Origin of the sequence: Brevundimonas vesicularis (assembly GCF_044807075.1) — a bacterium.
GTDB classification, from domain to species: Bacteria; Pseudomonadota; Alphaproteobacteria; order Caulobacterales; family Caulobacteraceae; genus Brevundimonas; species Brevundimonas vesicularis_G.
The window spans coordinates 3093384-3105598 of the sequence record NZ_CP085234.1; the positions used below are offsets into that span (position 1 = coordinate 3093384).

9 protein-coding genes are annotated in these 12215 nt (G+C 68.0%); 5 read left to right on the forward strand and 4 right to left on the reverse strand.

Translation table 11 applies throughout. The features are described from left to right. Nucleotides 1-36 precede the first annotated feature (36 nt). From LG306_RS15470 to LG306_RS15490, 5 genes are all read left to right on the forward strand, one after another. On the forward strand, nucleotides 37-1464 hold the full coding sequence (locus tag LG306_RS15470) for an NAD(P)-dependent oxidoreductase (RefSeq protein ID WP_404416389.1): 1428 nt from the start codon (nucleotides 37-39) through the stop codon (nucleotides 1462-1464). Then, on the forward strand, nucleotides 1461-5984 hold the full coding sequence (gene gltB, locus LG306_RS15475; protein WP_404416393.1) for a glutamate synthase large subunit: 4524 nt from the start codon (nucleotides 1461-1463) through the stop codon (nucleotides 5982-5984). Before LG306_RS15470 ends, gltB begins: the two co-directional genes overlap by 4 nt. Before the next feature lie 29 nt (nucleotides 5985-6013). After that, complete coding sequence (locus tag LG306_RS15480; protein WP_404416396.1) at nucleotides 6014-7327, forward strand: ammonium transporter; 1314 nt, start codon at nucleotides 6014-6016, stop codon at nucleotides 7325-7327. 272 nt (nucleotides 7328-7599) lie between these two features. Beyond that, nucleotides 7600-8022 (forward strand): Hsp20 family protein, encoded by a 423-nt coding sequence (locus LG306_RS15485; RefSeq protein ID WP_039244752.1) that lies wholly within the window; start codon nucleotides 7600-7602, stop codon nucleotides 8020-8022. A 64-nt stretch (nucleotides 8023-8086) separates the two neighbouring features. Further along, nucleotides 8087-8338 (forward strand): DUF1150 domain-containing protein, encoded by a 252-nt coding sequence (locus LG306_RS15490; RefSeq protein ID WP_017506777.1) that lies wholly within the window; start codon nucleotides 8087-8089, stop codon nucleotides 8336-8338. Nucleotides 8339-8382: 44 nt separating this feature from the next. On the opposite strand, the gene ptsN is transcribed toward LG306_RS15490, so the two are convergent. The 4 genes from ptsN to lptB form a co-directional block, all read right to left on the reverse strand. Beyond that, on the reverse strand, nucleotides 8383-8850 hold the full coding sequence (ptsN, locus tag LG306_RS15495) for a PTS IIA-like nitrogen regulatory protein PtsN (protein ID WP_039244754.1): 468 nt from the start codon (nucleotides 8848-8850) through the stop codon (nucleotides 8383-8385). A gap of 78 nt (nucleotides 8851-8928) precedes the next feature. Beyond that, nucleotides 8929-9573, reverse strand: coding sequence for a ribosome hibernation-promoting factor, HPF/YfiA family (gene hpf / locus LG306_RS15500; RefSeq protein ID WP_404416401.1), 645 nt, complete (start codon nucleotides 9571-9573; stop codon nucleotides 8929-8931). 74 nt (nucleotides 9574-9647) lie between these two features. Next, nucleotides 9648-11147, reverse strand: a complete 1500-nt coding sequence (rpoN, locus tag LG306_RS15505; RefSeq protein WP_404416404.1) for an RNA polymerase factor sigma-54 — start codon at nucleotides 11145-11147, stop codon at nucleotides 9648-9650. Between the two features lie 247 nt (nucleotides 11148-11394). Continuing rightward, the gene (gene lptB / locus LG306_RS15510) at nucleotides 11395-12186 is read right to left on the reverse strand and encodes an LPS export ABC transporter ATP-binding protein (RefSeq protein ID WP_174087076.1); all 792 of its coding nucleotides are present in this window, start codon (nucleotides 12184-12186) and stop codon (nucleotides 11395-11397) included. Nucleotides 12187-12215 lie beyond the last annotated feature (29 nt).

Here is a 12215-nt window from a genome sequence, read left to right on the forward strand (position 1 = left end):
TTGCCTCTGACGCACCGTTTGCGGCATATGCGAGATATGCATAAGACCCTTAAGCAAGGCGGGACATTCGTCGTCGAACCTCGCCGCCTGTCCAAGGCCTCGGCCGAACTACGCGCACGCGGTTTTGGCGAGATCACGATTCCGCCCTCGACCGAGACGGCCGAGAAACAGGCGTCGCGCTGCACCGACTGCGGCGTGCCGTTCTGCCAGAACGCCTGCCCGCTTCAGAACAACATTCCCGACTGGCTGCGCCTGTCGGCCGAGAACGAGCCACGCGAGGCCTGGCGCGTCGCGTCCCTGACCTCGACCATGCCCGAAATCTGCGGCCGCATCTGCCCGCAGGACCGACTGTGCGAAGGGTCCTGCACATTGAACCAGTCCGGCTGGGACGCTGTGACCATCGGCTCGGTCGAGGCCTGGCTGGGCGACCAGGCCTGGGAAAAGGGATGGGTCGAACCGATCCGCCCGGCGGCCGAACGCGGCGAAACGGTCGGCATCGTCGGCGCCGGCCCGGCCGGTCTGGCCGCCGCCGACCGCCTGCGCTGCGAGGGCTATCAGGTCACGATCTATGACCGCCACGACCGCGCCGGCGGCCTGCTGATCTACGGCATCCCCGGCTTCAAGCTGGAAAAGCACGTCGTGCAGCGTCGCGTGGACCGGCTGATCGACGGCGGGGTCCGGTTCGTTCTGGGCTGCGAGGTCGGCAAGGACGTGACCCTGACCGAGCTGCGCGAGCGCCACGACGTCGTCCTGCTGGCCATGGGCGTCTATCAGCCCCGCACCCTGTCCGCGCCGGGTCGCGGGCCGGATTCGACAGTGGCGGCCCTGTCCTATCTGACGCATCAGAACCGTCGCGACCTTGGCGACGCCGAACAGGACGGCTGGCACGAGGCGCGCGGCAAGCGGGTCGTCGTGATCGGCGGCGGCGACACCGCCATGGACTGCGTCCGCACCGCCGTCCGACAAGGCGCGGCCAGCGTCACCTGCCTGTATCGCCGCGACCGCGAAAACATGCCGGGCTCGGCCCGGGAGGTCGTCAACGCCGAGGAAGAGGGCGTCGCCTTCGAATGGCTGGCTGCGCCCAAGGCTTTGCTGTCGCAAGGCGACCAGGTCACGGGCGTGCGCGCCGCGCGCATGCAGTTGACGGAAGGCCTGCCCGGCCAGCGTCGCGACATCGTGCCGGTTCCCGGCGCCGACTTCGACGTGCCCGCCGACATCGTCATAGAGGCCCTGGGCTTCTCGCCCGAGCCGTTCGCGGCGCATGAGGCCGATTTGCGCCTACGCGACGACGGCACCATCAAGGTGGGTTCGGTCAGCTTCGCCACCAGCCTGCCCGGCGTCTTCGCTGCCGGCGACGCCGTGCGCGGCGCCTCGCTCGTCGTCTGGGCCGTCCGCGAAGGCCAGGACGCCGCCGCCGAGATCGACCGCTACTTCAAGACCCGCACCGAGGAGGTCGCGGCATGACCTGGCTGAATCAATACGAAACAACCCGCGACCGACTGGAAGCCGGCAATGCTTACGATCGTAGTTCCGAGCGCGACGCCTGCGGCGTCGGCCTGGTCTGCTCCATAGACGGCACGCCGCGCCGCGACGTGGTCGAATATGCGATCCGCAGCCTGAAGGCCGTGGCCCACCGGGGCGCGGTCGATCCCGACGGCCTGTCGGGCGACGGCGCGGGCATCATGGCCGAGCTGCCCCAAGGGTTCTTCGCCGAGCAGGTGGCCTCCATCGGCCAGTCCCTGCGTCCTGGCCCCATCTGCGTCGGCCAGGTCTTCCTGCCGCGCACCGACCTGGGCGCCCAGGACCGCGCCCGCGCAATCGTCGAGACCGAGGCCCTGCGCGCCGGCTTTTGGATCTATGGCTGGCGTCAGACGCCCATCGACCTGTCCGTCGTCGGGACCAAGGCCGGCGCGACCCGGCCCGAGATCGAGCAGATCATGCTGGCCCCGCCGCTGGACGACGCGGGCCAACCGCTGGACGGCGAGGCGCTGGAGCGCGAACTGTATCTGTGCCGCCGCCGCATCGAAAAGACGGTCAAGACCGAGAACCTGGCCGGCGTCTATATCTGCACCCTGTCCGCGCGCTCCATCGCCTACAAAGGGATGGTGCGGGCCGAGTTGCTGGGCGACCTGTATCCCGACCTGGAAGACCCGCGCTTCGTCTCGGCCTACGCGGTATTCCACCAGCGCTATTCGACCAACACCTTCCCCGAATGGAAGCTGGCCCAGCCCTTCCGCATGATGGCCCACAACGGCGAGATCAACACGCTGAAGGGCAACCTCAACTGGATGAAGTCGCACGAGATCCGCATGGCGGCCGGCGCCTTCGGCGACCGCGACGGCGAGGTCAAGCCGGTGGTTCAGCCGGGCGGGTCGGACTCGGCGGCCCTGGACAATGTCATGGAGGTGCTGGTCCACGCCGGTCGCCCCGCCCCGATGGCCAAGGCCCTGCTGATCCCCGAGGCCTGGGCCAAGGACGACGTGGTCATGCCCGCCGAACACCGGGCCTTCTACGCCTATTGCAACGCGGTGATGGAGCCGTGGGACGGCCCGGCCGCCATCTGCGCCGCCGACGGCCGCTGGATCGTGGCGGGCAAGGACCGCAACGGCCTGCGTCCGCTGCGCGCCGTCGAGACGGTCGATGGCCTGCTGATGGCGGGTTCCGAAGCCGGGCTGGTGCCGATCCCCGAGAGCCGGGTGAAGCGCCGCCTGCACATCGGCCCCGGCAAGCTGATCGCCGTCGATCTGAAGCATGGCCGCGTCTATGACGAGCATGAGGCCATCGACGCCTTGTCCGCCGCCCACCCCTATACCAAGTGGCTGGACAATATGGTCGATCTGGAGCCGATCATCGGCCCCGGACCAGAGCCGCGCTCGGCCTCGGGCGAGGCCCTGACCCGCCGCCAGATCGCCGCCGGTTACAGTCGCGAGGACCTGGACCTGCTGCTGGACGCCCTGGTGCGTGACGGCAAGGAGGCGGTCGGCTCCATGGGCGATGACGCCCCGCCGGCGGTTCTGTCGGCCCTGCCCCGGCCGCTGTCGCATTACTTCCGCCAGAACTTCAGCCAGGTCACCAATCCGCCCATCGACCCGCTGCGCGAAGCGGGGGCCATGAGCCTGAAGACCCGGTTCAAGAACCTGGGCAACATCCTGGCCGAGGAAGAGGCCCAGACCGACGTCTTCGTGCTGGACAGCCCGGTCCTGACCAACGGCATGTACGAGCGGATGATCGACACGGTCGGCGCCGGTTCGACCGTGGTCATCGACTGCAGCTACGATCTGCCGACCGACGACGCCAAGGAAGCCTACAGGCCTGGCGCCGGTCTTCGCGCCGCGCTGGACCGCATCATGGACGAGGCGGAGGCCGCCGCCCGCGACGGCGCCGCCCTGATCGTGCTGACCGACCAGGCCGGATCGGCGGATCGTCTGGCCGCGCCGATGATCCTGGCCACCGCCGGGGTCCACGGCCGCCTGACCAAGGCGGGCCTGCGCACCTACTGCTCCATCGTGGTCCGCACGGCCGAGACGCTGGACCCGCACGGGTTCGCGGTTTTGGTCGGGGTCGGCGCCACCACCGTCAACGCCTGGCTGGCCCAGGACCTGTTCCAGGAGCGTCTGGACCGGGGCCTGTATCCCGGACTGACGCTGCGCGACGCCTGTCTGAACTACAAGGCCGGCATCGAGGCGGGCCTTTTGAAGACCCTGGCTCGTAAGGGGATCAGCGTCATCTCCGCCTATCGCGGCGGCTGCGAGTTCGAGGTGCTGGGCCTGTCGCGAGCGCTTACGGCCGAGTTCTTCCCCGGCGCCCCCTCGCGCATCTCCGGCATCGGCCTAGCCGGTCTGGAGCAGGCGGCGATGAAGCGGCACAAGGTGGCCTGGGGCGAGGCCGTCCCGTCGCCCGCCATCGGCGGCTTCTTCAAGATCCGCGCAGGCGGCGAGGCCCACGCCCATGAGGCCAAGACCATCCACCTGCTGCAGGACGCCTGCAACCGAGGCGACTATCGCCGCTTCAAGCAGTTCTCCGAGGTCGTCCGCGCCCAGGCTGACCTGTCCCTGCGCGACCTCCTGGACTTCCGCGAAGGCACGGCCATTCCGCTGGACCAGGTCGAGAGCGTGTCGGACATCCGCCGCCGCTTCCTGACCCAGGCCATGTCGCTGGGCGCCCTGGGGCCAGAGGCGCACGAGACGCTGAACATCGCCATGAACCGCATCGGCGCCCGCTCGGTCTCGGGCGAGGGCGGCGAGGATCCCGAACGCTATCACCCGCGTCCGAACGGCGACGACGCCAACTCGGCGGTGAAACAGGTGGCCTCGGGCCGGTTCGGCGTCACCGCCGAATATCTGAACCAGTGCCGCGAGATCGAGATCAAGGTGGCCCAGGGCGCCAAGCCCGGCGAGGGCGGGCAGTTGCCGGGCTTCAAGGTGACCGAATTCATCGCCCGGATGCGCCACGCCGTGCCCGGCACGACCCTGATCTCGCCGCCCCCGCACCACGACATCTATTCGATCGAGGATCTGGCCCAGCTCATCTACGATCTGAAGGCCATCAACCCCGACGCGCGGGTGACGGTGAAGCTGGTGTCCGCTTCGGGAATCGGCGCCATCGCCTCGGGCGTGGCCAAGGCCAATGCGGACGCCATCCTGATCGCCGGCCACAACGGCGGCACCGGCGCCTCGCCCCAGACGTCGATCAAGCACGCCGGCCTGCCGTGGGAAATCGGCCTGGCCGAGGCCCACCAGGTGCTGACGCTGAACAATCTGCGCGGCTCGGTCACGCTGAGGACGGATGGGGGCGTCCGCACCGGCCGCGACGTGGTCATCGCCGCCATGCTGGGCGCCGAGGAATATGGCGTCGGCACCGCCGCCCTGATCGCCATGGGCTGTCTGATGGTGCGTCAGTGCCATTCGAACACCTGCCCCGTCGGCGTCTGCTCCCAGGACGAAAGGCTGCGCGAGAAGTTCACCGGCACGCCCGACAAGGTGGTGAACCTGTTCACCTTCATCGCCGAGGAGACGCGCGAGATCCTGGCGTCGATCGGCGCGCGCACCATGGACGAGATCATCGGCCGCACAGACCTGCTGCGTCAGGTCCGGCGCGGCGGCTCGCATCTGGACGACCTGGACCTGAACCCGCTGCTGGTTCAGGTGGACGAGGGCGCGGCTGGCAAATGGGCCGACAAGACGACGCGCAAGCCCATCGCCGACAGCCTGGACGCCGCCGTGCTGAAGGACGCCGTGCGCTTCCTGGATCGCGGCCAGACGCTGGAACTGTCCTATCCGCTGAACAACACCCAGCGCACGGTCGGCGCGGCCCTGTCCTCGGCCATCGTGCGCCGCTTCGGCGCGCAAGGTCCGGCAGGTCGTCTGAAGCTGCGGCTGGAAGGCATCGCGGGTCAGAGCTTCGGCGCCTTTGCGGCCAAGGGGCTGGAACTGCATCTGACGGGCGAAGCCAACGACTATGTCGGCAAGGGCTTGTCGGGCGCCGAAATCTCGATCCGAACGCCCGAATGGCGCGAGGATCAGCTGATCTGCGGCAACACCACCCTGTATGGCGCGACCTCGGGCCGTCTGTTCGTCGCCGGCGCGGCGGGCGAGCGGTTCGCGGTCAGAAACTCCGGCGCCGAGGCCGTGGTCGAGGGGCTGGGCGCGCACGGCTGCGAATATATGACCGGCGGGCGCGTGGTCGTCCTGGGTCCGGTCGGCTGGAACCTGGCGGCGGGCATGAGCGGCGGCGAGCTGTTCGTGCTGGACCAGCCGGGCCATGCCGAGCGCGCTTTGAACGGCGACCTGGCGAGCGTGACCGACATGGACGCAGAGGCTGCCGATCGACTGAAGGGCCTGATCGAGGCTCATCTGGCCGCGACGGCCTCGCCCCTGGCGCGGCGTCTGCTGGCGGATTGGGACAACAGCCTGAACCGCTTCGTCCGCATCGTGCCCCTGACCGACATCGTCGCCCGCACGGAACGCCTGAAGACCTCCGCCTGACACCGAACCGCCTGCCTTAGAAAGCCGCCATGACCCGATCCGCCGCCCTCGCCGTCACGCTCGTCGCCGGGGCGGCGGCCTTCGCCTCACCGGCCCTGGCGGCCCCGGCCCTGCTGGCGCATCAGGCGCCGCTGGTCATCGACACGGCGGCGACGGCCTGGATCCTGACCTCGACGGCCCTGGTGCTGCTGATGACCCTGCCGGGTCTGGCCCTGTTCTACGGCGGCATGGTCAGGAAGAAGAACATCATCAGCGTCGTCGCCCAGTCGGCGGCCGCCTTCGCCATCGTCTCGGTCCTGTGGTTCCTGGTCGGCTACAGCCTGTCGTTCGGCAAGGGACCGGAGGCGGCCAATGGCTTCATCGGCGGGGTGCAGGCCGCCTTCCTGAACGGCGTGACGGCCCAGACGGCCCACAGCCTGCTGCCCGGCCTACCAGAACTGCTGTTCGTCGCCTTCCAGATGACCTTCGCCATCATCACCCCGGCCCTCATCGCCGGCGCCTTCGCCGAGCGGATGAAGTTCTCGGCCAGCCTGCTGTTCTTTGGCCTGTGGCACCTGATCGTCTATGCGCCGATCTGTCACCAGGTCTGGGGCGGCGGCTATCTGGGCGGGCTGGGCGTGCTCGACTTTGCGGGCGGCGCGGTCGTCCACGTCAACGCCGGTATCGCCGGCCTGGTCTGCGCCCTGGTGCTGGGGCCGCGTCACGGCTTCGGGCGCGACAACATGGCCCCCGCCAACCTGGTCTATAGCGCCATCGGCACTGGCCTGCTGCTGGTCGGGTGGCTGGGCTTCAACGCCGGGTCAGCAGGCGCGGCGGATGCTCTGGCCGCGACCGCCGCCTTCAACACCATACTGGCCGCCGGCAGCGCCGCCCTGGGCTGGATGACCATCGAATGGTTCGATCGCAAGCGTCCGACCCTGCTGGGCCTGTTGTCGGGCGTCGTCGGCGGTCTGGTCGCCATCACCCCCGCCGCCGGTTTCGTCGATCCCAAGGGCGCCTTCTTCATCGGCCTGATCGGCGGTCCCGCCTGCTATGCGGGCGCGGTCTGGCTGAAGCACGCGCTGAAATACGACGACAGTCTGGACGCGTTTGGCGTGCACGGCGTCGGCGGCATCGTCGGCGCGCTGCTGACCGGCGTCTTCGCCACCACGACCGTCAATGCCCTGTCGGAGGGGGCGACCGTGTGGAAACAGGCCGTGGGCCTGGTCGGCGTCATCGCCTGGAGCGCGGTAGGCACCTTCGTCGTCCTGATGATCTGCAAGTTCACCACGGGCCTGCGCGTCACCAAGGACGAAGAGGTGGAGGGGCTGGACTATACCCAGCACGGCGAGACCATCCACTAGGGACGCCTTCGCCCCGTCCGTCATCCTCGGGCTCGACCCGAGGACCGGATCATCCGCCGCTTCGCGTTAGAAGTCGGCCCCGGCCGCGCGACGCCCTTCCGCATGAGCGGTGCAACGCCTGATCCTCGGGTCAAGCCCGAGGATGACGAGATTTGGGGACCGCAGGGGCTGCCGGTTGATCCCGCCCTCGCCAGCCCCCATCTTCATCTGTGACGGACGGTCTTGCCGATTGCGGGAGACCGACCGCTCGGTCGCTGACGTAAGGACCCCAGATGACGACGACGCGCACCCTGCTGTTCGACAGCCCCTTTCTGCTGGGCTTCGACCACACCCGCGCCCTGATCGACCGCGCCGCCAAGGCCGCGGCCGAAAGCTATCCGCCCTACAATGTCGAACAGATCGGCGATGCGGGCGTCCGCATCAGCCTGGCCGTCGCCGGGTTCGCGCCTGACGAACTGGCCATAACCCTGGACGGCCGGCAGCTGACCATCGCCGGCAAACGCGACGACGCCGGCAGGGGTGAGCAGGCCTTTTTGCATCGCGGCATCGCGGCGCGCGGCTTCGTTCGCAACTTCGTCCTGGCCGACGGGCTGGAAGTCGAGGGCGCCCGACTGGAGCACGGCCTGTTGCACGTCGACCTGATCCGGCCCGAGGCCGAGCGCCAGGTGCGGCGCATTCCGATCACGGCCGGCTGAAAACCACAGCCATTCGAACCGCCCGGCGATCCGGGCGTTGTCAAATATGAAGGAGGCGGTCCTAATGACGCCGATGACGATGACCAAGGAAGACTTTGCCGGACTGGGCGCCCCCGACCTGGTGTATGTGCGCGAGATCAAGGCCTCGGACCTGCTTGAAGAGGCGGTCGAGATCAAGGACGTGGATCTGAACCCCGGCCAGATGCTCTATGCCGTCCACAGCGCCGACGGCGAGCGTCTGGCGGTCATGATCGACCGCGACACCGCCTTCGCCGCCGCCGTAGCGCACGAGCTGGAGCCGGTTTCCGTTCACTGATTTTGGGGATGGCGGCACGCAGGCGCCGCCGTTCACGCCGAAGTTCAGGCCGCTGTCGCGGCCGTGGCGTCCTTGACGAACAGGGCGCGGATCGCATCGGTCGTGCGCGCCTGTCTCAGTTGCTCCCGCAGTTCGGGCGACCGCAGCGCGCGCGACACCGCCGCCAATGCCCTCAGATGCTCGGCCCCTGCCTTGGGCGGCGCGAACAGGCCGACGATCAGATCGACCGGCCGGTCGTCCACAGCATCATAGGCCACAGGCGTATCCAGTCGCACGAAAACAGCCGTCACCTTCTCGACCTCGGTGAGACGCGCGTGCGGCACCGCGACCCCGGATCCCAGTCCGGTCGATCCCAGCGTCTCGCGTTCCATCAAGGCGTCGAAAATACGGGCTTCGTCGAGGCCCAGCGCATGCGAAGCCGCCTCGGCCAGCGCGTGCAGCGCCTGTCGCTTGGACGACGCGCCGCTGCGCAGCACCACGCCCTTGGGCGCGAGCAGATCACCGATGTCCATTACACAACCTCGATACACGCAGCAGACAACGGCGCGGCCGCCCGTTTAGAGACAACCGCGCCGAAGTCAAACTGAGGCTTAGTTCACCGAACCGTTGGACTTGGCCGTCCGCTCGGGATCGATCCATCCCACATTGCCGTCCGGGCGACGATAGACGACGGCCAGACCGCCGTGCGCCGCATTGCGGAACAGCACGACCGGATAGCCCGTCATATCCAGCTCCAGCACGGCCCGTCCGACTGTGATGGTGCGGATTTCGTGCTCGGTTTCGGCGATGACCATGCCCACCGGCGGCGGGCCGTCGTTCTCGCTGGTGTCGCCGAAGACGTCGTCTTCCACGCTGTCGGGATCACGCAGCACGATGCTGCGTGCGACTTCGCGGGCGGCGTTTTCGGTCTTCTCGGGCGACAGACCCTTGGGTCCGATGTGGTGGTCCTTGAGCCGGCGCTTGTAGCGGCGAACCCGCTTTTCGAGCCGATCCAGCGCCTCGGTGAAGGCCGAGTGGGCGTCGCCGCCCATTCCGGTCGTCACCAGGGTCTGGCCCGACGCGAGGCGGACCCAACAGTCCACCTTGAAGTTGTGGCCGTCCTTGGACACCACGACCTCGGCGTCTTCACCGCCTCGGGCGAAGTATTTTCCGACCCCGTCTTCGAGTTCCTGGGAGATGCGCGAGCCTAACGCTTCGCCGACATCCACTTGCTTGCCGCTGACTTGGACTTGCATGCCGATAGAACGCGCCCGACCCGATTTGGTGTCAATCCAGATCACCGATTTGTGGTCACGCTTGGCTATGGATGTCAGCCGGTCTTCATCATCCGGCGGCGCTCGACCGAGGACGGAATCCTCAAGGCTTCCCGATATTTGGCCACGGTGCGGCGGGCGATGTCGATGCCCGTTTCCTTCAGGATTTCCACGATCCGGTCGTCGGACAAAACGTCACCCTCAACCCCTTCGCCGTCGATCATGGATTTGATCTTGTGACGGACGGCTTCGGCCGAATGGGTCGATGCGCCGTCCACCGACTGGATGGCGGCGGTGAAGAAGAATTTCAGCTCGAACACGCCCCGCGGCGTGGCGATATATTTGTTCGAGGTGACGCGGCTGACGGTCGATTCATGCATGCCGATGGCGTCGGCGACGGTCTTAAGATTCAGCGGCCTCAGGAACTCGACGCCGAAGGCCAGGAAGGCGTCCTGCTGGCGCACGATCTCGGATGAGACCTTCAGAATGGTCTTGGCCCGCTGATCCAGCGACTTGACCAGCCAGTTGGCCTGGGCGGCGCAGTCGGCGACGAAGGTCTTTTCGGTATCCGAGCGCGCGCCGGCCTGAACCAGACCGTGATAGCGTTTGTCCACCAACAGGCGCGGCAGGGTGTCGGCGTTCAGCTCGACCCGCCAGCCGCCGGCGGGATCGGGCCGCACATGCACATCGGGCACGACCGTCTGCGCCGGCTCGCCGCCGAAGCCTGCGCCCGGACGCGGCGTCAGCGCCCGCAGTTCGGCGATCATGTCGGTCAGATCCTCGCCATCGACCTCGCAGACGCGGCGCAGGCCCGCCAGATCGCGCTTGGCCAGCAGGTCCAGATTGTCCAGCAGCGCCGCCATCGCCGGATCGAACCGGTTGCGCTCGATCAGTTGCAGCTTCAGGCATTCCGGCACCGACCGCGCCATGATCCCGGTCGGCTCGAAGCCGTGACAAACGCTCAGCACCGCCTCGATCCGCTCCAGCGGCACGCCCAGCCGGTCGGCGAATTCGGTCAGTTCTCCGCGCAGATAGCCGCCCTCGTCGGTCGCATCGATCAGGGTCAGGGCGATGCCGTGGTCGGCCGGCGTCAGGCCCGCGCTCGACGCCTGGGCCTGAAGATGCTCCCACAGTGTCAACTCGTGCGCGTCGGGCCGCTCGCCCTCGCCCTCGAACATCTGGCCACCCTTGCCGGCGCTGGACCAGTCCGACAGCCCAGGCTGGGCTTCGTCAGTCATCCGGTCGCTGGTGCGCTCGCCCGGCGCGGCGTCGCCATAGACATCGTCCGAACCCGCATCCATGCCGGACACGGCCTCATGGCCGACCCCGTCGCCGAAAGACATTTCACCGTCCGCCGTCGCCTCGACGCGCTCGACCGGCTCGGGCGTCTCGCCCTCCGGCTCCTCGCGTTGCAGCAGCGGATTGCGCTCCAGCTCGGCCTCGACAAAGTCCTCCAGCTCGAGGTTCGACAGTTGCAGCAGCTTGATCGCCTGCTGCAGCTGGGGCGTGATGACCAGCCCCTGCCCCTGCCTGACCTCTAACCTTTGCCCGATCACGTTCGAAATCTTCCCGCCCGGCCGCCGAGTGGCCCGGAACTTGCTGGGACAGAATGTCGCCGAACCGGTTAACGCGAGACGAACGGCGCGCGAGCACGCATTCCTCAACACGTCATCCTCGGGCTTGACCCGAGGATCGGATGTTCAGTGCGTAATGAGACGATGCTGACAGCGATGCCGCGGACCACCTGATCCTCGGGTCAAGCCCGAGGATGACGGCATGTAAGCGAGCGGCCGAAAGCGCAGATCAGATGTAGTTTTCGCCCAGATACACCCGGCGCACTTCGGCGTCGTGGATCGCCTCGTCGGACGTGCCTTCGAACAGCACCGCGCCGTTCGAGATGATCGACACACGGTCGGTGATGTCCAGGGTCTCGCGCACATTGTGGTCGGTGATCAGCACGCCGATGCCCTGGCTGGCCAGATAGCGGATCACGGTGCGGATGTCGGCGATGGCCAGGGGGTCGATGCCGGCGAAGGGTTCGTCCAGCAGCATGAAGGACGGCCGTCCGGCCAGCGCCCGCGCGATCTCCACCCGCCGACGCTCGCCGCCCGACAGCGCCGTGGCGCGCGCGTGGCGCAGATGGTCGATGTGCAGTTCGTTCAGCAGCCGGTCGGTCTCGGCGCGGATCTGATCGCGCGGATAGTTCAGCTCGACCACCGCCTTGACGTTCTGCTCGACCGTCATGCCGCGAAAGATCGAGGCTTCCTGCGCCAGATAGCCCAGGCCCATGCGGCTGCGCTGATACATCGGCTGGCCGGTGATGTTCTCGCCGTCCAGCCAGATCGCGCCCGAATCCGGCGGGATCAGGCCGGTGATCATGTAGAAGCAGGTGGTCTTGCCGGCGCCGTTGGGACCCAGCAGGCCCGCGACCTCGCCGCGCTGCACCGTCAACGACACGTCGCGCACCACCTGGCGCTGGCCGAACGACCGGGCCAGGTTCATCACCCGCAGGCCCTTTTCCGCAGGCGCGGGCGCCACGGCGGCCGGTTGGGGCCGCTCGTCCAGGTTCAGGGCTGACAGTTCCTTGCGCGCCAAATGCTCAGGTCCGTGACGGCCAGACGGCC